Genomic DNA, 21,103 nt, shown 5'->3' with positions numbered 1-21,103 from the left:
CGGTGGCCAGATGGCCGCACCCTCCGAAGGCGGCGGCAACCGTGACTGGTGGCCGAAGCAGCTGAACCTCAAACTCCTCGCCGAGAACCCGGACGAGGGCAACCCCATGGACCCCGATTTCGACTACGCGAAGGCGTTCTCCGCACTCGATCTCGATGCCGTCCGCCGCGACCTCAAGGCGCTGATGCGTGACTCGAAGGACTGGTGGCCCGCCGACTACGGTCACTACGGTCCGCTCTTCATCCGTATGGCCTGGCACTCGGCCGGCACCTACCGCGTGGCCGACGGCCGCGGTGGCGGCGGTCACGGCATGCAGCGCTTCGCCCCGTTGAACAGCTGGCCGGACAACGCGGGCCTGGACAAGGCGCGTCGTCTGCTGTGGCCGATCAAGAAGAAGTACGGCAGCAGCCTCTCGTGGGGCGACCTCATCATCTTCGCGGGCAACGTGGCCCTCGAGTCGATGGGCTTCAAGACCTTCGGCTTCGCCGGCGGTCGCACCGACAAGTGGGAGCCCGAGGAGATCTACTGGGGTCCCGAGACCGAGTGGCTCGAGGACCAGCGGTACACCGGTGAACGCGACCTCGACAACCCGCTCGCCGCCGTCCAGATGGGCCTCATCTACGTCAATCCCGAAGGCCCCAACGGGAATCCGGATCCGCTGAAGTCGGCGATCGACATCCGCGAGACCTTCGCGCGCATGGCGATGGACGACGAGGAGACCGTCGCCCTCATCGCCGGCGGCCACACGTTCGGCAAGACGCACGGCGCCGCTGACGCCGGGCAGTACGTCGGACCGGTGCCCGAGGACGCTCCGCTGGAGACCATGGGTCTGGGTTGGAAGGGCTCGTACGGCACCGGATCCGGTGTCGACGCGATCAGCTCCGGTCTGGAGGGCGCGTGGAACAGCACCCCGGTCACCTGGGACAACAACTTCTTCTGGACGCTTTACGGCTACGAATGGGAGACCCACACCGGTCCGGGCGGCGCCATTCAGTGGCGCCCCAAGGACAACGCGGGCGCCACCAGCGTGCCCGACGCGGGAGATCCCGAGAAGCGTCACCAGCCGATGATGCTCACCAGTGACATCGCCCTGCGCGAGGACCCGATCTACGGGCCCATCTCCCGACGGTTCCTGGAGAATCCGCAGGACTTCGCCGACGCTTTCGCCCGCGCCTGGTACAAACTGACCCACCGCGACATGGGCCCGCTCTCGCGCTACCTCGGCGACGAGGTGCCCGCGGAGAAGCTGATCTGGCAGGACCCGGTCCCCGAGGCCGACTACGAGCAGATCGACGAGGCCGACGCCGCGGCGATCAAGCGGCAGATCCTGGACTCCGGCCTGACCGTCGCGCAGCTCGTGAAGACCGCGTGGGCTGCCGCAGCCTCGTACCGCGGCTCGGACAAGCGCGGCGGCGTCAACGGTGCCCGTGTGCGTCTGGAGCCGCAGCGCAGCTGGACGGTGAATGAGCCCGCCGAGCTGGACAAGGCGCTCACCGTGCTGGAGGGTGTCGCCGAGGCGTTCAACTCCGAATCCGGTGCGAAGAAGGTCTCGGTGGCCGATGTGATCGTTCTCGGCGGCGCTGCCGCCGTCGAGAAGGCCGCAGCGGCGGCGGGTCACACCGTGACCGTCCCGGTCTCCCTCGGCCGCACGGACGCCACCCAGGAGGACACCGACGTCGACTCGTTCAGCGTCATGGAGCCGCGGTGGGACGGATTCCGGAACTACCTGGCCGCCGACGCGCCGATCCCGGCCGAGTACCTGCTCGTCGACCGTGCGCAGCTGCTGCAGGTGTCGGCGCCGCAGATGACCGCCCTCATCGGCGGCCTCCGGGTTCTCGGCGCCAACTACGGCGGGTCGCAGCACGGAGTGCTGACCGACCGACCCGAGGTGCTGTCGAACGACTTCTTCGTCAACATCCTCGACATGGACGTCCAGTGGACGCAGCAGGCGGACGGCACCTACGTCGGCGCCGATCTCGCCACGGGCGAGCAGAAGTGGACCGGCACCCGCGCCGATCTGGTCTTCGGCGCCAACTCGCAGCTGCGGGCCCTCGCCGAGGTCTACGGCTCCGATGACGCGACCGGCAAGTTCGTCGACGACTTCGTCGCCGCCTGGTCGCAGGTCATGGACAACGATCGGTTCGACCTGCACGCCTGATCGCCGGCGACGCCGTCGCCCAGCAGATCCCGCCGGAGCACGCCGCTCCGGCGGGATCTCCGCTCTCCGCGGTCGCGGCCCGATACTGTCGGTACATGAAACTCGGTCTGCAACTCGGATATTGGGGCGCACAGCCGCCGGCCAACCACCGTGAACTCGTCGCCGCCGCCGAACGATCCGGCTACGACTCCGTGTTCACCGCGGAGGCGTGGGGCTCGGACGCCTACACGCCGCTCGCCTGGTACGGCAGCGACACCGAACGCCTCCGCCTCGGCACGTCGGTCCTTCAACTGTCCGCGCGGACGCCCACCGCGTGCGCGATGGCGGCGATGACGCTCGACCATCTGTCCGGCGGCAGGCACATCGTCGGCCTCGGTGTCTCGGGACCGCAGGTGGTGGAGGGCTGGTACGGCCAGAAGTTCCCGAAGCCGCTCGGCCGCACCCGCGAGTACATCGACATCATGCGGCAGGTGTGGGCACGCCAGGCACCCGTCACCAGCGACGGCCCGCACTACCCGCTCCCCCTCGAGGGCGAGGGCACCACAGGGCTCGGCAAGCCGCTCAAGCCCATCGTGCACCCGCTCCGCAACGACATCCCCGTCTTCCTCGGTGCCGAGGGACCCAAGAACATCGCCCTGGCCGCCGAGATCGCCGACGGCTGGCTCCCGCTCTTCTTCACTCCGCGACTCGCCGACCAGTACAACGGATGGCTCGACGAGGGATTCGCACGCCCCGGCGCCCGCAACACCCGCGAGACCTTCGAGGTGGCCGCTGTCGCCCAGATCGTCCTCACTGACGACCGCGACGCCGCCTACGCGGGCATCAAGCCATTCCTGGCCCTCTACATGGGCGGCATGGGCAGCGAGGACACCAACTTCCACGCCGAGGTCTACCGGCGGATGGGCTACAGCGACGTGGTGGATCAGGTCACCGAGCTGTTCCGCTCCGACCGCAAGGCGGAGGCCGCCTCGATCATCCCCGACGCAGTGGTCGACGACTCCGCCATCGTCGGCGACGAGGACACCGTGCGCGCCAAGATCCGCGAGTGGGAGCAGGCCGGCGTGACGACCATGCTCGTCTCTCCCGGCTCGGTGGCCGAGGTGGAGAGACTCGGATCACTGGCACACTGAGTCGAAGTCAGACGCTGGGCCGAAAGTTAACGCGAACTGGATTAGGTGAACGGAAAGTTAACGACAACAGAATGGAACTTGACTTCACCTTGCCGAAAGGTTACAACTGTATGGACTGAAATATACGGAGAGGGTTCCACTATGCGTAACAGCACCAGTCCGACCTTTGCGTCCAAGATCCGCGCCTTCGCTCGCCTGATGTCTGAGCGGATGAACCAGAGCGCGACCCAGCGTCTGCGCCTGCAGCTCGGCAACTCGCCGATCGCAGTACTCGGCGCGGCATAGATATCGCCCGCGAAAAGCCCGAAGCGGCGCCCGACGGATACGATCCGTCGGGCGCCGCTTCGTTGGTGTGAGGGGCGCGCTACTTGCCGGGCGGGCGGGGAACCGCACTCGTCAGGTGCCATGAACCGCACCTGCACTCGTACGACCGCAGGGACGGACGCGACGGTGCCTGTCGAGCGATCGCCAGGATGGCGCCCGTCACCGCAGCGAGCGACGGGTAGGCGATCTTCTCCGGCGTCGGGCAGGAGAACTCGACTCGTGGGACGGCACGCTTACGCTTTCGCGGCCGGGCGTCGGCGGCCGCGGTCCGGGACTCGATCCGTCGGTAGTACGACTCGAGTTCCTCGTCGTCGAACGGCATGATCTACAGGACGCCGCGCATCAGCCGGCGGATGTACGGGCTCGCGATCGCCAGCACCACGGCCACCCCGATCGACGCGAGGCCGATGCTCAGGAAGTACGGGACGTCGTTCTCCTCGTCGTAGTACTTCGCGAGGGTTCCGGCGAGCGCGGTGCCGAGGGCGACCGACAGGTAGAACAGCGCGACCATCTGGGTGTGGAAGTTCTTGGGCGCCAGCTTGGTCGACAGGGACAGGCCGACGGGTGAGAGGCACAGCTCGGCGATCGTGAACAGCAGCAGGATGCCTGCGAGGCCGAGCAGCGGCGCACTGCCCGGTCCCCCACCCGACATCGGGATGAAGCACAGGAACGCGATGCCCATGATGCCGGTGCCGAGGGCGAACTTGATCGGCGTCGACGGTTGGCGCGACCCGAGCGCCGTCCACAGCGCGGCGAACACGCCGGCGAAGACGATGATGAACACCGGGTTGATCGACTGCACCCACGAGGCGGGCATCGTCCACCCGAACAGGTCGCGGTCGAGCCGCTTGTCGGCGTACACGGCGACGGTCGTGAACTGCTGCTGGAACAGCGCCCAGAACACCGTCGACGCCAGGAACAGCGGGATGAACGCGACCACCCGGCTCCGCTCGTCGGCGGTGATGAGTCTGCTGGTCAAGATGATCACGAAGTAGCCGACGGCGGCGACGACGGTGATGCCGACGACCACGTCGGAGAGATTCGACGCCGTCAGCACCCCGGTCAACGACAGCACGGTCACCACGACGATGAGGCCGGCCGCCACCGCTCCCGCCCGGCCGTACATGGACGAGGGCAGCGGGTCGGGGGCGGTGGAGCCGATGACACCGAACTGCTTCCGCGAGAGGGAGTACTGCACCAGGCCGAGGAACATGCCGATAGCGGCCAGACCGAACCCGAGATGGAAACCGACGTGCTCCTGAGCCCAACCGGTCAGCAGCGGGCCGAAGAACGCACCGAGGTTGACGCCCATGTAGTAGACCGAGAAACCCGCGTCGCGCCGGAGGTCCTCCGGCGCGTACAGGTCGCCGACCATCGTGGTGGCGGTGGACTTCAGACCGCCGCTGCCGAACGCGACGAGAATGAGGCCGAGGCCCATCCCGGCGACACCCGGGACCAGCGCGAGTGCGATGTGGCCGAACATGATGATGACCGCGCTGTAGAAGAGGGTGCGTTCCGCGCCGAGGATGCGGTCGGAGATCCAGCTCCCGACGATCGTCGACAGGTAGACCAGACCGCCGTATGCGCCGACGATGCTGGTGGCCGACGCCTCGTCGAACCCGAGTCCGCCGTTCGACGCCGTGTAGTACAGGTAGTACGCGAGGATGCCCTGCATCCCGTAGAACGAGAACCGTTCCCACATCTCGACACCGAACAGGGTGCCCAGCGCCCGCGGATGGCCGAAGAAGCCTCGCTGCGGTGTCGGCGGGACGGCCGTGGGGTGCTCATCGGCGAGGGTCATGCGAACACGGTAATGCAGTCGCCTCAGACGGATTCGCCGTACCGCGGCAACACGCGGAAGACCTGCAGTTCCTTGGGCACTCCCTTGGCCTTGAATCGTTTGCGCTTGACCGCGTAGTCCTCGAGGTCCACCTGTTCCAGGGTGGCGTCGCTGACGTACACCTCGCCGCCGCCCGCCGCGTCGCACACCCGCGCGGCGATGTTGACGTCGACGCCGAGGAAGTCGTCGCCCACGATGCGCGGCGCACCCGTGTGCAGTCCCGCGCGCAGGGCCGGCCGGAAGTCGCCGACCACGATGGCACTGATCGCACCCACGGCCTCGTGAGCGGCGGCGATGCCCTCGGCGGCGTCCAGGAAGACGGCCATCGTGCCGTCACCGAGCGTCTTGACGACCTGCCCGCCGTGGGCTCGGATGACCTGCTCGGTGGCGTCGTTCACTTCCGCCAGAAGTTCCAGGACCTGATCGTCGCCCGCGCGCAGCGCCCAAGACGAGAAGCCGACGAGGTCGGTGAACAGGATCGTCGCGGGCACGGGGCCTGCCGGATCGGGACGACGGCGCTCGATCAGCGACTGCCAGACCGCGACCGAGGCCAGACCGATCTCGCGGACGGCGCTCGGGCGATCACGGCGGACGTCGTTCAGAATTCGCGCGACCCGGTCGGATGTCCGGTCGCCGGTCGACAGGCGACTCTCGGTGGGTGCCAGCTTGCGTGCCAGATGCGCGGCGCGCACCGCGACGTTGCTCTCGTCGCCGCGCGCCAGCAGTTCGCTCGCCCGATGCAGCGGAGACCCCGGGACCGCGTCTTCATCCGGTCCGTCTTTGCGAGGTTCGTCGTTCACGATCATTGATCTTAGTGACGTCGCCGCAGCGGGCACCGGCGCATGTCCGGTGACGTCGGTCTCGCGTCCTCGGAATGGACGACGTGGCGTCGACACCGGGTCAGCGCAGGCGTTCCGCCTCGTGCGCCAGGGTCAGGAGTTCCTCGGCGAGCCGGGTCAGCGACTCCTGGTCGGCGCGTTCGCCGATCGCCGTCGACAGATCTTCGGCCGCGCACCGCAGGAGATACATGCGGTCGCCGAGGTCTTCGGCCTCGGCCGGACTCAGGATGATGGCGTCGGCGGGAATAGAAGTACCTTCTACCAGCGTTCTCTGTTCGTAGGCGCGCTGGCGGCACGACCGTTTGCAGTACTTGCGCCTGCGGCCGCGTTCCGAGTCCACCATCTGTCGACCGCACCAAGCGCAGGCGTACGGGCGTTGACGGGACGGTGATTCGGGCACGTGACGACGGTACCGCGTCGCCCCCGAGCGCGCGTACACCGCGTAGAATGGTTCTGATACCCGTCTGTTTGAGAGGAATACTTCATGGCTGATCGAGTCCTGCGTGGTAGCCGGCTCGGAGCGGTGAGCTACGAGACCGACCGCGATCATGATCTCGCGCCTCGTCGACTCGTCCAGTACCGCACCGACAACGGTGAGATCTTCGACATCCCGTTCTCCGACGAAGCCGAGATCCCCGGTACCTGGCCGTGCAAGAACGGCATGGAGGGCAAGCTCCTCGAAGGCGGTGCCCCCGAGGAGAAGAAGGGCAAGCCCCCGCGCACGCACTGGGACATGCTCCTGGAGCGTCGTTCCGAGGAGGACCTGGAAGTCCTGCTCGCCGAGCGCCTCGACCTGCTGAAGCAGCGTCGTCGCGGCGGTGGCGCCGTCTAGCGAGGCGTCCTACCCCAAGCATGAGTTCGGCCCCGGGAGTGCTTCTCCCGGGGCCGAACTCGTCGTTGGCTCCTACTTGTTCTTGCGGAACTTGGCCGTCCGACCCTGGATTCCCCAGCGGGCCACGTTCAGGAACGATTCGGCGATCACTCCGCCGTCCATCTTCGACTCGCCGATCGCGCGCTCGGTGAACGTGATCGGGACCTCGCGGATGGTGAAGCCGTTCTGCAGCGAACGCCACGCGAGGTCGATCTGGAAGCAGTAACCGGCCGACTCGACCTGGTCGAGGCCGATCTTCTCCAGGACCTCGCGGCGGAAGGCGCGGTAGCCCGCGGTGATGTCCTTGATCTTGGCGCCGAGCGCCAGGCGGGCATAGGTGTTGGCGCCCTTCGACAGGAACTCCCGGCGTTTGGGCCAGTTCACCAGCGCGCCGCCCGGCACATAACGCGAGCCGATCACCAGATCGGCGCCGGCGTTGATGCCGTCGAGCAGGCGGTGCAACTGCTCCGGGGCGTGGCTGCCGTCGGCGTCCATCTCGACGATGACCGCGTAGTCGCGTTCCAGGCCCCACGCGAAGCCCGCGAGGTAGGCCTTGCCGAGCCCGTCCTTCACCGTGCGGTGCATCACGTGGATGCGGCCCGCGGCGTCGTCGGTGGCGAGCTGCTCGGCCACGTCGCCGGTGCCGTCCGGGCTGGAGTCGTCCACCACGAGGACGTGGATGCCGGTCTGCGCGGCGAGGAGGCGGCCGACGATGAGTGGCAGGTTCTCACGCTCGTTGAACGTCGGAATCACGACGAGGGCGCCCTCGCCGTTCTCGCCGATGATGCGCGCTTCAGGATGCCTGCTGGCCATCGTGCTCCTTCTCCATGACCGGTCCCCTCCGACCGGTGAACATATCGAGGCTAATGCGTCGACGCAGCACGTACAAAAATGCACCCGCTGTCAAGAGCACCACGAGACGCTGCGGCCACGCCCCGAAACGGACGGCGAGGGTCTGCCCGGTGCGCAGTTCCAGATCGGCCTGCAGCAGGTCGGGAGTGAAGATCCCGCTGCTCGCGATCAACGATCCGTCGGGGGACACGAGTGCACTGACGCCGCTGGTCGCGGCGACGACGACGCTGCGACCGGTCTCCACCGCCCGGACCCGCGACATGGCGAGCTGCTGGTAGGTCATGTCGGTCTCGCCGAAGGTCGCGTTGTTGGTGGGGACGAACAGGAACTGCGCGCCCTCCCGCATCGACTGCTGTGCCGCGCGGTCGAACGCCACCTCCCAGCAGGTCGCGATGCCCATCACCACGTCGCCGTTGCGGGCGGGGACGGTCAGGACTGCCGGCCCGGTACCGGGCTTGAAGTCGCCTGCGCTGTCCGCGTACGACGAGAACAGGCGGAAGAAGCTGCGCCAGGGCAGGTATTCGCCGAAGGGCTGCACGATGTGCTTGTCGTATCGACCCGACGGCTCGGCGTCGGCGTAGCCGCCGTGCTCGCCCCACAGCAGGATCGAGTTGGTGGTTCCGGCACCGTCGCCGCCGGCGATCGGGATCCACGTGCCGAACGCGATCGGGGCGCGGGCCGCGGTCACGGCGGCGCGGATGCTCTCGGCGGCGTCCGGATAGATGGTCGGCGGAGTGTCCGCGGCGTTCTCCGGCCACAGCACCAGGTCCGGCTGTTTGCGGGTCCCGTCGTTCACCTGTGCGGCCATCGTCAGCGTCTCGCGGACGTGATTGTCGAGGACGGCGCGGCGTTGGCTGGAGAAGTCCAGTCCCAGGCGCGGCACGTTGCCCTGCACCGCCACCACGTTCGTCTCCCCCGACTTCGACGTGAACGGGCTGCCGGTCGCGGCCAGGACGGCACCGGCACCGAGCGGCAGCACCAGCGCCGCCAGTGCGACCGCGGCCGTCCACGAGCGCAGCGCCGGCCGATCGCCGACCAGCCGGACGATGAGCGCGACGGCGGAGGCGCCGGTCAAGGCGATGACGCCCGCGACGCCCGGTGCGCCGATCACCGACGTCAGGGGCAGATACAGGCCGTCGACCTGGCTGAATGCGGTCCGGCCCCACGGGAAGCCGCCGAACGGGAACGCCGATCGGACCGCCTCGATCGCCACCCAGCTGAGGGCGAACCACACGGGCCGGAACGGCAGCCGCATCGTCACGGCGGCGACCGCGCCGAACAGGGCGGTGTACGCGGCCATCACGGTCGCGAGCGCCAGCCACGGGAGCGCTCCGACGTACTCGCCGATCCACGGGAGCAGCGGGACGAAGAACGCGAGCCCGAAGACGAGGCCGGAACCCGCACAGCTGCGGACCGACGGGCGTCCGACGGTCATCGCCGCGTACAGCAGTCCCAGCGAGATCGGTGCCAACCACCACACGTGATCGTTGGGCGGAAAGGCGGCGTACATCAGGCCGCCCGCCGCGGCGGCGACGAGGACCCGATGCCACCAGGTCACCGTGACGGTGGGGGCGGGTTCGGTGGTCGTCGCCGACTCGGCGTCTGCGAGGCTCACGCGCGCCGGTAGATCGTCTCGCCGTTCGCGACCGTCTGGACGCACGCCGGGAGCTCGGCTCCGAGACTCACGTCGGGAAGCGCCGGGACGCGGGAGCGGGGATCGGTGGACCACCGCTGCACGCCCTCGTGGGAGGCGGCGACGACCAGCTCGTCGACGTCCCACACGGCGTAGTGAGCGGGGGCGCCCGGCACCAGGGTGCCGGTGAGGCCGTCGTTGCTGCCTGCCGCACGCCAGCCGCCGCGGGTCGCGGCGGCGAAGGCGGCACGCGGCGAGATGGAGCTGGTGGCCGTCCGGTGGTGTGCGGCCGCCTGGACGGTGGCCCACGGGTCGATGTCGCAGACCGGTGAGTCGCTGGAGAATGCCAGGGACACACCGGCTTTCGCGAGCATCGCGAAGTCGTTCAAGGTGGTGCCGCGGTCACCCAACCGGGTCGCGTAGAGATCGTCGGTGCCGCCCCAGGTGTGGTCGAAGAGCGGCTGCATGCTGGCGACGGTGCCGCAGCGCGCGAAGATCTCGGCCTGTTCGCGGGTGACCATCTCGGCGTGCTCGAGACGATGCACGCAACTGGCGAGCGCCGGGGTGCCCAGCTCGTCGATCAGGATCTGCAGGGCTTCGGCGACGGCGGTGGTCGCCGCGTCGCCGATCATGTGGAAGCCGGCCTGCACGCGAGCCTGCGTGGTGGCTCGGAGGTGATCGAGGATCACCTGGTCGGACAGGTAGCGGACGCCGGTCGTGTCGGCGGCGTCGGAGTACGGCTCGGTGAGCCACGCGGTGTGCGAACCCAGGGCCCCGTCGACGAACAGGTCGCCGCCGATCGCGTCGGCGCCGGTCCGTTCCAGGATGGCGGTCACTTCGTCGGGCGACGCCGCCGCCTCGCCCCAGTACCGGCGGACCAGAACGCCGTGCTGAACGTCGGCGATGGAGCGGAAGTCCTCCAGACCGCTGATGTCCGGTCCGCCGTTCTCGTGGACGGCCACCACACCGCGGGAGGCGGCGTGATCGAGCGCCGCGACCTGCGCCTTGCGGCGGGCGGCCGGCGTGATGAGGTTGCGGGCCGCGGCGCGAACGCGATGGTGCGCGTCGGCGACCAGGGGCTCTTCGGCGGAGAAGCCGTGTTCGGCCTCCAGTCCCGGCACCAGGCGACGCAGGGCGCTCGATGCGGCGGCCGAGTGCTCGTCGATCCGGGCGAGGTAGACCGCACGACCGCCCGCGACGGCGTCGATCTCCGAGGTGCTGGGCGGGGTGGCCTGACCGGCTTCGTCGCCCGCCCACGCCGAGGAGTCCCAGCCCAGGCCCCAGACCAGCTCGTCGTCGTGGGTGGAGAGGTAGGCGGCCAGCTGATTCAGGCAGTCGGTGCGGCTGGTGGCCCCCGACAGGTTGAGGCCGCCGAGGGCGATGCCCGTGTCGGTGAGGTGCACGTGGGAGTCCACGAATGCCGGACTGACGAACCGGCCCTCCAGGTCCACGACCTCCGCGTCGGGGTGCAGGGCGCGGCCGACGTCGTCGGACCCCACCCATACGACCGTTCCGTCGGTCACCGCCATCGCCGTCGCGTCCGGAACCGCGGGAGAGGAGTAGACCATGCCACCGAGAAGCAACTGCGTCGTCACGTCGGCCATTCTCCCAGACGCGCTCGGGTGCTCGCCCGTCGCGTTCGTCACGTCCGCGGGGAGCGCGGGTTGCGGGTCAGTCGCGTGCGGCGCGCGGCAGCTGCGGGATGTCCACGTAGACCGATCCGTCGGGATTCCGGACGGTGGTGTCGACGATGTCGGCGTCCACCGATCCGTCGATGTAGTCGTGGTGACCGAAGCCGAATCCGCGACCGCCGGCGGGTCCGCCGCCGAGATCGACGACGGTGAGCTGTTCGGTCATGCGGGTCGCGCGGCGAGCGGCGGTCGCGGCCACCACCGGGCGGAGAGCAGTGCGCGCGGGCCGCGTCATCAGCAGGAGCCCGACGACGGTCGACACCACACCGGGCAGGACCGTCAGGAGGGCTGCGACGCCGAAGAGCGCCGAATCCGTCAGCGGCTTGCCGGGAGCGATCTCCTGACGCATCGCCTTCCGGACGTCGGTGCCCAGATTCCGGGCGCGACGGCCGAGCATCGCGTACCCGACGCCCGTGGCGAGGAGGGTGATCAGGAACGCCCATCCGAATCCGAGCAGAGCGGTCATCGCCCAGAAGGCGGCGACCTCGGCGACGACATAACCCACGAAGATGTACCTCATATCTCCTCCAACGTACGAAGTCGCGATTTTGCTCCCGGGCGGTCGAGGCAATTGCCGGGTCGTCCTACCCTGGACCCGTGAGCATCTCCGAGGGACGGCCGGCGGGCGTCTTCCACCGCATGCCGGAGTCCGATCGTCTCCTGGCGAGGATCCACCTGCGTGACGGCGTCATCGAGGCCGCAGCGCTGGAGGCGCTGGCCGTCGCCGTACAGGACTTCGACGCCGACCACGTGCAGGTGACGCGACACCGACACCTGGAGGTGCACGGCATCGCCGAACGGCACGCGAGCGGGTTCGGCGATCGCCTCGCGGCCGCCGGGCTCGGAGCGACCGGGGCCGCGCCGGCAACGGTCGACGGGATCGACGAGCCGTCGCGCGTCGGCTGGCTCGCCGGCGACGACGGCCTGGTGGTGCTCGGAGCGGTCACCGCGCACGCTCGCCTGTCGGCCGAGCAGGCACGCTACGCGGCAGCGGTCGGCGTCCCCGTCGTCTTCACCCGGCGGCGGGAGATCCTGCTCGGCGGGCTGACGGAGCCGGTCGCAGAGACCGTGGTCCGGGTCTTGGCTCCCCTGGGCTTCATCTTCGACGCGACCTCGGAGTGGGCCTGACCGCGACGGTTGTACTTGTCTGCGAGTCGCACCACCTCTGTTTCTCGCACTCAGTCGCGACCGAGTGCGAAAGACAGAACTGGTGCGACGAGGCGCGAAGTGGCGCGGGAGGGCCGCCTCGTCCGACGAACTGCCGACTTCAGCCTCGCTCCCACGGGCAACGAATCGCCTAGCGCGGCAGGCGCCGCCAGACGGCGCGCGGCAGCAGCCGCATGCCGAAGAACATCGGGCGGAGGACACCCGGGATCCAGACCTCGCCCTTCCCCCGGTGATAGGCCTTGGCGACGGCGTCGGCGACCTCGTCCGCCGTACTGGAGAACGGTGCGGGCTTGACGCCCGACTCCATCAGTTCACGGGTCATCGCGCCGATCACGAAACCGGGACGCGCCAGCAGCAGGTGGACGCCGGAACCGTGGAGGGCGTCGGCGAGGCCGCTCGCGAAGCCGTCCAGACCGGCCTTGGTCGATCCGTAGACGTAGTTGGCACGCCGAACGCGGACGCCGGCGACCGAGGAGAACGCGATGATGGTGCCGCTCCCCTGCTTCCGAAGGGCGACGGCCAGCGGGGTCATCACGCTGATCTGCGCGTAATAGTCCGTGTGCGCGATCTGCAGGGCGTGGTCGACGTCGGTCTCGGCGCGGGCGGCGTCGCCCAGGATGCCGAACGCCACGATCGCGACGTCGACCGGAGAGTGCTCCGCGAACAACCGCTCGACGAGTCCCGGGTGCGACGCGATGTCGTCGGCGTCGAACGCGACGGTGTCGACCGCGGTGGCGCCCGCCGCCATCAGGATGGCGCTCTCGGCGACCAGGTCGTCCGGCCGTCGCGCCGCCAGAACCACCCGCTGCCCGTGCGCCAGGCGTGCCGCGGTCGCGACGCCGATCTCGCTGCGTCCTCCGAAGACAATGATCGTTCCCACGCACCCAGTATCGCGGGCGGTCGGCCCCGGTGTGGCGACCGGGTGGGATCGGGTGCGGCGCACGGCGATACCGTGACGCCATGAGCCGCAGTGTCACCGATCTCTCGTCCGACGCCCGGACGATGCTCGCCGAGTACCACCTCGCGAGCCTCACCACCCTCCGCGCGGACGGGACGCCGCACGTCGTGGCGGTCGGCTTCACCTTCGACGCGGAAGCGGGCCGGGCACGCGTCATCACCTTCGACGGCTCGCAGAAGGTCCGCAACGCCGAGCGCGGCGGCTATGCGGCGCTCACCCACGTCGACGGTCCGCGCTGGCTGACGCTGGAGGGACCCGTCGCGGTGCACCGGGATCCGGAGGCGGTGGCCGACGCCGTGCAGCGGTACGCAGCCCGCTACCGGCAGCCGAAACCGAACCCGCGCCGCGTCGTGATCACGATGGACATCGTGCGCGTCATGGGTTCGGCCGGGATGTTCGGCGCCTGAGCGGGATCAGGCAGGCAGCACGACGAGCGAGTGCGGACGGGTGTTCACCGGTTCGCAACCGTCGGCGGTGACGATGACGATGTCCTCGATCCGCGCACCCCAGTCCCCGCCGAAGTAGACGCCCGGCTCCACGCTGAAGGCCATGCCCTCCCGCAGCACGTCCGTGTTGCCTGCCACGATGTACGGCTCCTCGTGCACCGACAGGCCGATGCCGTGGCCGGTGCGGTGGATGAAACGGTCGCCCAGTCCGGCGTCGACGAGGAGGTCGCGGGCGGCGGCGTCGATGCTCTCCGCAGTGACGCCCGGCCGCACCGCGGCCACCGCGGCGGCCTGTGCGCGTTCCAGCGCGGCGTAGGCCTCGGCGATGTCCGCGCGGGGCTCGCCGAAGCAGTAGGTGCGAGTCGAGTCGGAGTTGTAGCCGGGCTGTACCGGACCGCCGATGTCGATGACGACGATGTCGTCGGCGCCGATGACGCGCTCGGAGTGCTCGTGGTGTGGGTCGGCGCCGTTGGGGCCGGATCCGACGATGATGAATTCCGCCAGGTCGTGGCCTTCGGCGCGGATCGCGGCGTCGATGTCAGCGGCGACCTCGGCTTCGGTGCGACCGGGCTTGAGGAACTCCGCCATCCTCGCGTGGACCCGGTCGATCGCGGCGCCCGCCCGCCGCAGGGCGTCGAGTTCGGCGTCGTCCTTGATCATCCGGAGTTCCCGCAGCACCGGGGTCGCCAGTCGCGGCGGCACCGCCGTCCGCTCCGCGAGTGGAATCAGGTGCAGCGCGGGCAGGGCGTCGGACACCGCGAGCCGAGGGTCGTCGCCCAGTCCGGCGAGTGCCAACGCGTACGGATCCTCGCCGTCGACCCAGTCGGCGATCTCGATGCCGAGGTCGCCGATCGCCGAGTCCCGCAGTGAGGCCAGCTCCAAGCGGGCGGTCACCACCCGCGCCGCACCGGCCGCCGGAATCACCAGGGCCGTCAGTCGCTCGAAGGTCTCGGCCTCCGATCCGGTGAGGTACCGGAAGTCGGGGCCGGTCCCGACGACGATCGCATCGAACTCGGCCTCACGGGTCAACTCGGCGGCGCGCTCCAGGCGCCGGGCGTACACATCGGAAGCGAATCTGTTGGCCATGCCACCAGAGTATTGGACGGATGCCGGTCCTGATCGTCGGTGTGGAAGGCTGTTCCCATGACCGGATCGGTGATGCTCCTCGACGGGGCGAGTCTGTGGTTTCGTTCCTTCTATGCGCTGCCCGAGAAGATGACCGCACCTGACGGACGGCCCGTCAACGCGGTACGCGGCTTCGTCGACACCATCGCCTCGCTGGTGACGACCCATCAACCCACCCGCCTGGTGGTGTGTCTGGACCTGGATTGGCGGCCGGCGTTCCGCACGGACCTCATCCCCTCCTACAAGGCGCACCGAGTCGCCGAGGGAGCCACCGACGGATCCGAAGAGGTGCCCGACACGCTGACGCCGCAGGTCGGCATGATCCTCGACGTGCTCCGCTGTGCGGGCATCCGCACCTCGGGCGCGCAGGGCTGCGAAGCCGACGACGTCATCGGCACCTTGGCGTTCCACGAGGCGGTCGACGACGTCCTCGTGGTCAGCGGCGATCGCGATCTGCTGCAGGTGGTCGCCGAGGATCCCGTTCCCGTCCGGGTGCTGTACGTGGGCCGCGGGCTGGCCAAGGCCGAGTTGATGGGTCCCGAGGAGGTCGCGGCGAAGTACGCGGTTCCGGTAGAGCGGGCCGGTGTGGCGTACGCGGAGATGTCCATCCTGCGCGGTGATCCGTCCGACGGGCTGCCGGGAGTCCCCGGCATCGGCGAGAAGACCGGAGCCAAACTGCTGACCCAGTTCGGCTCCCTCGACGCCCTCGAGGCCGCGGCCTATGACGAGGGGTCCGCCGTTCCGACGCGCGCCAGGAACTCGATCCAGAATTCGAAGGAGTACCTCGCCGCGGCCCGGACCGTGGTCGCCGTGCGGACCGATGCCGACACCATCGACAGCACGGATTCCGATGCGTTGCCGCCGGTTCCGGCCGATCGCGACGGACTGGATCGGCTCGTCGCGGAACTCGGGATCGACGCGAGCATCGGTCGGCTCGGGACGGCGCTGGGCTGGGAGTGACCCGCCGACCGATCGACAGGGCGATCGGACTGAGAAGAATCGGATGCGAGAAGGCCGACCTGACGGAGGTCAGGTCGGCCTTCTCGCAGTTCGACCGTTGACCGGCCGATCGGAGATCAGTTGGTGGGACGCGACACCTCGTAGGTGCCGTCCTTGTCCTTGATCGTGACGGTGACGTGCTTGTTCTCACCATTCGCCTTGAGCGAGCAGGTGAACGTCGCGTCCACCTCGATCTTCTGACCGTCGGGGCACTGGACGTCCTTGACGTCGGTGATCCCGTAGCCCTCCGGCTCGGCATCGGTCAGAATCTTGGTGACGCCGTCCTGCACGGCCGTCTGGTTCAGGCTCTTGCCCGCCCAGCCCGGCAGCCACAGCGCGGTGATGGCGACGATCGCGGCGATGAGCACCAGTACTCCCGCGCCGATGCCGATGAGCTTGCCCTTGCTCCCCTGCTTGCCCGCAGGCTGCGTGAACGGATTCAGCGTGGGATCGCCTGTCGGCTGCCCCGGCTGCTGACCGAACGGCTGCTGCCCGTAGGCGGGCTGGCCGTACTGCGGCTGCTGTTGCCCCTGCGGCGGGACCTGGCCGTACTGGGCCTGCTGGCCGTACTGCTGCTGTTGCTGACCGTATTGCGGCTGCGGCTGGCCGTACGCCGGTGCGCCGTACTGCTGCGGTGCGGTGAACTGGCCCGGCTGGCCGGTCTGTCCGTACTGCGGCTGCGGCTGGGTGAACCCGGCAGTCGACTGCGGCTGACCGGACGGACCGAACTGCTCGGTGGGGCCGCCGAACTGCTCGGTCGGTCCGCCGAACTGCTGGGTCGGCTGCACCGGCTGCGGCTCGGGTACGGGTTGCACCGGGGTCGGCTGGCCGATCTGCGTCGCTGCGTCGGCCGCGTCGGGCGTGTGCGCGGCGGGTGTCTGAGACTCGTCCGGACGTTGCACCACCGTCGTCTTCTCGTTCTCCGGATCCTCCGGAGTGGTGGGCTCGTTCCCGTTAGTCATGTCGCGCCTTCCTCCTCAATGCATGCCCCTTCAGCGCTGGCGGTTGTCACGTTACCGCAGAGGCTCAATCCAATTCGGACGCCACGACACCGCGCCGTACCGCCTTGACAGCGCGCCGTGCGGCACTCGCGAGCGGCGCATCCGGGTCGACGCTGCCGCGGACCTGCTCCAACAGGTCGATGACCTGGCGATTCCATCGCACGAAGTCGCCGGGAGAGAGGAGTTGACCACGTTCGGAGGCTGCCAGCAGCGCCTCCCGCAGGGATCGACCGGCAGCCCACGCTCCGATCGCGACGCAGAATCCGGTATCCGGTTCGCGTGTTTGAACGACTCCGTGGCGATCCTGGATCGCGTTGGTGGCCTCCCAGACCTCGACGGTGGCGACCAACGCGTCCCGCAACTCCTTGTTGCCCGGCATCGAATCGACGCCGCCCGCATACGAGTCGCGTCGTGACTCGTAGACCATGGTCGACACCACGGCCGCGAGATCCGGCGGTGCGAGCCGATCCCAGATCCCGGCCCGGATGCATTCGGCCACCACCAGGTCGCTCTCCGAATAGATCCTCCGGAGCACCGAGCCGGTCGGTGTCACGACCAGTTCACCGGAGTCGTCGATCTCCAGGTACGACAGCTCCGTCAAGACGCCGGTGATCGCGTCGAACTCGGTCTCCAGGGCTGCGGTCCGCTCGTCGACGGCGCGTTCCAGTCCGCTGATGTCGCGCAGCAGTCGCTGCCGCCGTTCGGAGAGCCGGTGCAGATCGTCGAGGCCGTTCATCTTGTGCACCGGATGCTTCCGCAGGCGGGTCTTCAGCTCCTGCAACTGGCGGTCGGCCATGCTCGGCTGCTTGGACTTCTTCGTGTTGCGTCCGGTGGGCCGCTCGATCCCGCTGGATCGGAGCATGCCGATGATCTCGCGACGACCGTGTGCGCTGCGGCGATTCGCCGACTTCGGGATCCGCAGGTGGCCGAGGACCTCCGGCGGGTTCACGAAGTCGCGCACCCCGACCCGGCCCGTCCACCCGTCTTCGCAGAGGACCAGCGGACGCGGATCCAGGTCGATCGTCGCCGCGTGCAGCACCACCGCCAGACCGCGGTGCCGTCCGGTGTTCAAGCCGATCACGTGCCCGGACTTCAGCGCGAGCAGATCCTCGGACACCGCCTCGGTGGCCTCCATCCGGCGCAGGAACTTCGCCGACCGCTCCCGCTGCTTGATGTCGTCGCGCAGGGTCACGTACTCGAGGAACGCGTCGGCCTCCAAGCCCTTGCGCTCCGTGGCGTGGGCGAGCTCGGAGTTGATCTTCCGGATCGTCATCCGTGCACGGTCGAGCTGTCGCGCCTGGCCGACCACCGAACGGTCGGTCTGGAACTGCGCGAACGACCGCCGCAGGAGGTCGCGCGACCCCTCCACCCCCAGTCGGTCGATCATGTTCATCGCCATGTTGTACTCGGGCGCGAACGAGCTCCGCAGCGGGAAGGTGCGGGCACCGGCGAGGCCTGCGACTCGGTCGGGGATCACCTCCGGGGTCCACAGGACCACCGCGTGCCCCTCGACGTCGATGCCGCGTCGGCCGGCGCGCCCGGTGAGCTGCGTGTACTCCCCCGGTGTCAGGTCGACGTGTGCTTCGCCGTTGTACTTCACCAGCCGTTCGAGGACCACGCTGCGCGCAGGCATGTTGATGCCCAGGGCGAGGGTCTCCGTGGCGAAGACGACCTTCACCAGGCCTGCGACGAACAGTTCCTCGACGGCCTGTCGGAACATCGGGAGCAGCCCGGCGTGGTGCGCGGCGAAACCGCGACGCAGGCCGGCCCGCCACTCCTCCACGCCGAGCACGTCGGCGTCGCCGGGTGAGAGCGCCAGGAGATGCCGTTCGACGATCTCGTCGACCGTGGCCGCCTCTTGCGGCTCGAGCAGGTTGAGATCCGATCGCAGGCACTGGACGAGCGCGCCGTCGCACCCCTTGCGGGAGAAGATGAAGGCGATTGCGGGCAGCAGACCGTTCTCGTCGAGAAGCCGGACCATCGTGGGACGCGAGATCCCGGTTCCGCCGCGCCGACGTTCGCGCGCCAGGCGTTCGCGGTAGTTCCCGACGGCGTCGTCGGAGAGCATCCGGTGCTTGATGTAACGAGTGAGTTCGGGATTCACCTGTTTGGGATGCTTGCGGTCGAAGAGACCGAACATCCGCTTCCCCACCAGCATGTGCTGGTGCAGCGGAACCGGCCGGGTCTCGTCGACGATGACGGCGGTGTCGCCGCGGACCGTGGTGATCCAGTCGCCGAACTCCTCGGCGTTGCTGACGGTCGCCGACAGACTCACGACGTGGACCGAGGGGTCCAGCCCGAGGATCACCTCCTCCCAGACCGCGCCGCGGAAGCGGTCGGCCAGGAAATGCACCTCGTCCATCACCACGTGCGAGAGTCCGCGGAGCGTCGAGGACTCCGCGTAGAGCATGTTGCGAAGGACTTCGGTGGTCATCACGACCACCGGCGCCGACGAGTTGATCGAATTGTCACCGGTCAGGAGGCCGACGTTCTCGGCGCCGTGCGCTTCGGCGAGGTCGTGGAACTTCTGATTGCTGAGGGCCTTGATGGGCGTCGTGTAGAAGCACTTGGTGCCGTGGGCCAGTGCGAGGTGGACGGCGAACTCGCCGACGATCGTCTTGCCCGCTCCGGTCGGGGCGCACACGAGGACGCCCCGCCCCGTCTCGAGGGCGGCACACGCCTGCTGTTGGAAGGGATCGAGGGTGAAGCCGATCCGGTCGCTGAACGCTGTGAGCTGCGGGCCGGGTCGGTCGAGGTCGTCGGTGGTCATCGCCTACAGGATGTCATCGAATGCGCCGTCGGTCCGAATGGGTTTCCGTTCCGACGTGGCGCCGACGGGGCGGGCGCGCTCCACCGGTGCGGGGCTGCCGACCCCGTCGATCCCGTCGAGTCCGTCGGACTTCGGCAGCGGGGAGGCCTCGTCGTCGGAGATGTCCATCCAATCGGGGTTCCTCTTGGCCTTGCGCTTGTCGTGGACGCGCGAGACCTGGATCGCCAATTCGAGCAGCACCGTGAGCGCCAAGGCGAGGGCCAGCATGGTGAAGGGATCCTGCCCGGGGGTGACGATGGCAGCGAAGACGAACATCACGAAGATCAGGCCCCGTCGCCACTTCTTGAGTCGCTCGTAGGTGAGGACGCCCACCATGTTGAGCGCGATGATCAGGAGCGGCAACTCGAAGCTGATGCCGAACAGGATGAGGACGTGCAGCAGGAATCCGAAGTACTGATCGCCGGTCAGCGCCGTGACCTGCACGTCGTTGCCGACGGTCAGGAGGAACTCGAAGGCCTTCGCGATCACCAGGTACGCGAGGACGGCGCCGGTGACGAACAGGATGCTGGCCGCGGTCACGAAGGCGGTGGCGTATCGGCGTTCGTTCTTGTGCAGACCAGGCGTGATGAACCGCCAGATCTGCAACAGCCAGACCGGGCACGCGAGGACGACGCCCGCGGTGAGACCGACCTGCAGGCGCAGCATGAACTGGTCGAACGGTCCGGTCGCGAGGAGGCGGCACTCCCCGTCGGGAGTCAGCGTGGCGCGGGTGCTGGCCGGCAGGTCGCAGTACGGCTGTCGGAGCAGCTCGCCCAGCGATTCGATCCGCCAGACGCTGTAGCTGTACCAGAAGAACCCGATGATCGTCGTGACGACGATCGCGAGCATGGAGATGACCAGCCGATTCCGAAGCTCGTAAAGATGCTCGGCCAACGGCATCGAGCCGTCCGGATTGACCTTGCTGCGTCGGTTACGCGGGTCGAATCGGCCGAGGGAGAGTCGCTTGCGCACTCGTCGGGTGCGCGGTTACGCAGTCTTCTTGTCCGGCGGGGTCACCGGATTCGTCGACGCCGCCGGGTTCTGCACGGTCGGGTTCTGCTCGGAGGCCGGGAGTTCGCGAGCGGCGTCACCGGGCTCCGCCTGCTTGCCGTCGCTCTGCATCTCCTGCATCTCCGACTTGAAGATGCGCAGCGAGCGACCGAGGCCGCGCGCCGCTGCCGGGAGCTTCGCCGAGCCGAACAGCAGCACCAGAACAAGCAAGACCACTGCCCAGTGCCATGCCGACATCGCACCCATAAT

The 21,103-nt window shown here is 68.8% G+C and carries 21 protein-coding genes; 7 read left to right on the top strand and 14 right to left on the bottom strand.

Annotation, left to right across the window (positions count from 1 at the left end):
• The first annotated feature begins 10 nt into the window (after positions 1-10).
• From katG to ACH46_RS21295, 3 genes are all read left to right on the top strand, one after another.
• Complete coding sequence (gene katG / locus ACH46_RS10590) at positions 11-2,158, top strand: catalase/peroxidase HPI (protein WP_236995096.1); 2,148 nt, start codon at positions 11-13, stop codon at positions 2,156-2,158.
• A gap of 95 nt (positions 2,159-2,253) precedes the next feature.
• Positions 2,254-3,288: an LLM class F420-dependent oxidoreductase gene (locus ACH46_RS10585; RefSeq protein WP_062392865.1), complete on the top strand. Its 1,035-nt coding sequence runs from the start codon at positions 2,254-2,256 to the stop codon at positions 3,286-3,288.
• A gap of 141 nt (positions 3,289-3,429) precedes the next feature.
• Positions 3,430-3,573, top strand: a complete 144-nt coding sequence (locus ACH46_RS21295; protein WP_157851037.1) for a hypothetical protein — start codon at positions 3,430-3,432, stop codon at positions 3,571-3,573.
• A 79-nt stretch (positions 3,574-3,652) separates the two neighbouring features.
• Here ACH46_RS21295 and ACH46_RS10580 read toward each other — a convergent pair whose 3' ends face one another.
• From ACH46_RS10580 to ACH46_RS10565, 4 genes are all read right to left on the bottom strand, one after another.
• On the bottom strand, positions 3,653-3,934 hold the full coding sequence (locus ACH46_RS10580; RefSeq protein ID WP_062392864.1) for a hypothetical protein: 282 nt from the start codon (positions 3,932-3,934) through the stop codon (positions 3,653-3,655).
• Between the two features lie 3 nt (positions 3,935-3,937).
• Positions 3,938-5,413: a peptide MFS transporter gene (locus ACH46_RS10575; RefSeq protein WP_062392863.1), complete on the bottom strand. Its 1,476-nt coding sequence runs from the start codon at positions 5,411-5,413 to the stop codon at positions 3,938-3,940.
• A 23-nt stretch (positions 5,414-5,436) separates the two neighbouring features.
• The gene (locus ACH46_RS10570) at positions 5,437-6,258 is read right to left on the bottom strand and encodes an adenylate/guanylate cyclase domain-containing protein (protein WP_062392862.1); all 822 of its coding nucleotides are present in this window, start codon (positions 6,256-6,258) and stop codon (positions 5,437-5,439) included.
• A 94-nt stretch (positions 6,259-6,352) separates the two neighbouring features.
• Positions 6,353-6,634: a hypothetical protein gene (locus tag ACH46_RS10565; RefSeq protein ID WP_062392861.1), complete on the bottom strand. Its 282-nt coding sequence runs from the start codon at positions 6,632-6,634 to the stop codon at positions 6,353-6,355.
• A gap of 141 nt (positions 6,635-6,775) precedes the next feature.
• Between ACH46_RS10565 and ACH46_RS10560 the strand changes: the two genes are divergently transcribed.
• A complete protein-coding gene (locus tag ACH46_RS10560) occupies positions 6,776-7,123 on the top strand; it encodes an RNA polymerase-binding protein RbpA (protein ID WP_062392860.1) in 348 nt (115 codons plus the stop codon).
• A gap of 72 nt (positions 7,124-7,195) precedes the next feature.
• Here the strand turns inward: ACH46_RS10560 and ACH46_RS10555 are convergent, their stop codons facing one another.
• The 4 genes from ACH46_RS10555 to ACH46_RS10540 all read right to left on the bottom strand — a co-directional run bounded on the left by ACH46_RS10555 (position 7,196) and on the right by ACH46_RS10540 (position 11,858).
• Positions 7,196-7,975: a polyprenol monophosphomannose synthase gene (locus tag ACH46_RS10555; protein WP_062392859.1), complete on the bottom strand. Its 780-nt coding sequence runs from the start codon at positions 7,973-7,975 to the stop codon at positions 7,196-7,198.
• Positions 7,956-9,524 (bottom strand): apolipoprotein N-acyltransferase, encoded by a 1,569-nt coding sequence (gene lnt, locus ACH46_RS10550; RefSeq protein ID WP_062395251.1) that lies wholly within the window; start codon positions 9,522-9,524, stop codon positions 7,956-7,958. The genes ACH46_RS10555 and lnt overlap by 20 nt, the downstream gene beginning before the upstream one ends.
• 101 nt (positions 9,525-9,625) lie before the next feature.
• Positions 9,626-11,242, bottom strand: coding sequence for an amidohydrolase (locus ACH46_RS10545; protein WP_062395249.1), 1,617 nt, complete (start codon positions 11,240-11,242; stop codon positions 9,626-9,628).
• A 76-nt stretch (positions 11,243-11,318) separates the two neighbouring features.
• Positions 11,319-11,858 carry an FxsA family protein gene (locus ACH46_RS10540; RefSeq protein WP_062392858.1) on the bottom strand — a complete coding sequence of 180 codons (540 nt, stop codon included), beginning with the start codon at positions 11,856-11,858 and terminating at the stop codon, positions 11,319-11,321.
• Positions 11,859-11,935: 77 nt separating this feature from the next.
• On the opposite strand from ACH46_RS10540, the gene ACH46_RS21860 reads away from it, so the two are divergent.
• Positions 11,936-12,466 (top strand): hypothetical protein, encoded by a 531-nt coding sequence (locus ACH46_RS21860; protein WP_062392857.1) that lies wholly within the window; start codon positions 11,936-11,938, stop codon positions 12,464-12,466.
• 169 nt (positions 12,467-12,635) lie between these two features.
• Here the strand turns inward: ACH46_RS21860 and ACH46_RS10530 are convergent, their stop codons facing one another.
• Positions 12,636-13,385, bottom strand: coding sequence for an SDR family NAD(P)-dependent oxidoreductase (locus tag ACH46_RS10530; RefSeq protein ID WP_226995577.1), 750 nt, complete (start codon positions 13,383-13,385; stop codon positions 12,636-12,638).
• Between the two features lie 80 nt (positions 13,386-13,465).
• Here ACH46_RS10530 and ACH46_RS10525 point away from each other — a divergent pair, with 80 nt between their 5' ends.
• On the top strand, positions 13,466-13,870 hold the full coding sequence (locus ACH46_RS10525; RefSeq protein WP_062392856.1) for a pyridoxamine 5'-phosphate oxidase family protein: 405 nt from the start codon (positions 13,466-13,468) through the stop codon (positions 13,868-13,870).
• 6 nt (positions 13,871-13,876) lie between these two features.
• Here ACH46_RS10525 and ACH46_RS10520 read toward each other — a convergent pair whose 3' ends face one another.
• On the bottom strand, positions 13,877-14,995 hold the full coding sequence (locus tag ACH46_RS10520) for a M24 family metallopeptidase (RefSeq protein WP_062392855.1): 1,119 nt from the start codon (positions 14,993-14,995) through the stop codon (positions 13,877-13,879).
• Between the two features lie 72 nt (positions 14,996-15,067).
• On the opposite strand from ACH46_RS10520, the gene ACH46_RS10515 reads away from it, so the two are divergent.
• Entirely contained in the window at positions 15,068-15,994 is a 927-nt protein-coding gene (locus ACH46_RS10515) for a 5'-3' exonuclease (RefSeq protein WP_193392985.1), read from the top strand.
• 116 nt (positions 15,995-16,110) lie between these two features.
• Here ACH46_RS10515 and ACH46_RS10510 read toward each other — a convergent pair whose 3' ends face one another.
• The 4 genes from ACH46_RS10510 to tatA all read right to left on the bottom strand — a co-directional run bounded on the left by ACH46_RS10510 (position 16,111) and on the right by tatA (position 21,100).
• Entirely contained in the window at positions 16,111-16,995 is an 885-nt protein-coding gene (locus ACH46_RS10510) for a DUF4333 domain-containing protein (protein WP_062392853.1), read from the bottom strand.
• A 64-nt stretch (positions 16,996-17,059) separates the two neighbouring features.
• Positions 17,060-19,804, bottom strand: a complete 2,745-nt coding sequence (locus tag ACH46_RS10505; RefSeq protein ID WP_062392852.1) for a DEAD/DEAH box helicase — start codon at positions 19,802-19,804, stop codon at positions 17,060-17,062.
• A 3-nt stretch (positions 19,805-19,807) separates the two neighbouring features.
• Positions 19,808-20,743, bottom strand: a complete 936-nt coding sequence (tatC, locus tag ACH46_RS10500; RefSeq protein ID WP_193392984.1) for a twin-arginine translocase subunit TatC — start codon at positions 20,741-20,743, stop codon at positions 19,808-19,810.
• A gap of 87 nt (positions 20,744-20,830) precedes the next feature.
• The gene (gene tatA, locus ACH46_RS10495) at positions 20,831-21,100 is read right to left on the bottom strand and encodes a Sec-independent protein translocase subunit TatA (RefSeq protein WP_062392850.1); all 270 of its coding nucleotides are present in this window, start codon (positions 21,098-21,100) and stop codon (positions 20,831-20,833) included.
• Positions 21,101-21,103 lie beyond the last annotated feature (3 nt).

Source organism: Gordonia phthalatica (assembly GCF_001305675.1).
Lineage (GTDB): Bacteria > Actinomycetota > Actinomycetes > Mycobacteriales > Mycobacteriaceae > Gordonia > Gordonia phthalatica.
This window is presented reverse-complemented; position numbering and strand designations above follow the sequence as displayed.

Coding starts and splice junctions, on each gene's coding strand:
- katG (WP_236995096.1), top strand. CDS start 11: ATGGCCGCACCCTCCGAAGGCGGCGGCAACCGTGACTGGTGGCCGAAG.
- ACH46_RS10585 (WP_062392865.1), top strand. CDS start 2,254: ATGAAACTCGGTCTGCAACTCGGATATTGGGGCGCACAGCCGCCGGCC.
- ACH46_RS21295 (WP_157851037.1), top strand. CDS start 3,430: ATGCGTAACAGCACCAGTCCGACCTTTGCGTCCAAGATCCGCGCCTTC.
- ACH46_RS10580 (WP_062392864.1), bottom strand. CDS start 3,934: ATGCCGTTCGACGACGAGGAACTCGAGTCGTACTACCGACGGATCGAG.
- ACH46_RS10575 (WP_062392863.1), bottom strand. CDS start 5,413: ATGACCCTCGCCGATGAGCACCCCACGGCCGTCCCGCCGACACCGCAG.
- ACH46_RS10570 (WP_062392862.1), bottom strand. CDS start 6,258: ATGATCGTGAACGACGAACCTCGCAAAGACGGACCGGATGAAGACGCG.
- ACH46_RS10565 (WP_062392861.1), bottom strand. CDS start 6,634: ATGGTGGACTCGGAACGCGGCCGCAGGCGCAAGTACTGCAAACGGTCG.
- ACH46_RS10560 (WP_062392860.1), top strand. CDS start 6,776: ATGGCTGATCGAGTCCTGCGTGGTAGCCGGCTCGGAGCGGTGAGCTAC.
- ACH46_RS10555 (WP_062392859.1), bottom strand. CDS start 7,975: ATGGCCAGCAGGCATCCTGAAGCGCGCATCATCGGCGAGAACGGCGAG.
- lnt (WP_062395251.1), bottom strand. CDS start 9,524: ATGTACGCCGCCTTTCCGCCCAACGATCACGTGTGGTGGTTGGCACCG.
- ACH46_RS10540 (WP_062392858.1), bottom strand. CDS start 11,858: ATGAGGTACATCTTCGTGGGTTATGTCGTCGCCGAGGTCGCCGCCTTC.
- ACH46_RS10525 (WP_062392856.1), top strand. CDS start 13,466: ATGAGCCGCAGTGTCACCGATCTCTCGTCCGACGCCCGGACGATGCTC.
- ACH46_RS10520 (WP_062392855.1), bottom strand. CDS start 14,995: ATGGCCAACAGATTCGCTTCCGATGTGTACGCCCGGCGCCTGGAGCGC.
- ACH46_RS10515 (WP_193392985.1), top strand. CDS start 15,068: ATGCTCCTCGACGGGGCGAGTCTGTGGTTTCGTTCCTTCTATGCGCTG.
- ACH46_RS10510 (WP_062392853.1), bottom strand. CDS start 16,995: ATGACTAACGGGAACGAGCCCACCACTCCGGAGGATCCGGAGAACGAG.
- ACH46_RS10505 (WP_062392852.1), bottom strand. CDS start 19,804: ATGACCACCGACGACCTCGACCGACCCGGCCCGCAGCTCACAGCGTTC.
- tatC (WP_193392984.1), bottom strand. CDS start 20,743: ATGCCGTTGGCCGAGCATCTTTACGAGCTTCGGAATCGGCTGGTCATC.
- tatA (WP_062392850.1), bottom strand. CDS start 21,100: ATGGGTGCGATGTCGGCATGGCACTGGGCAGTGGTCTTGCTTGTTCTG.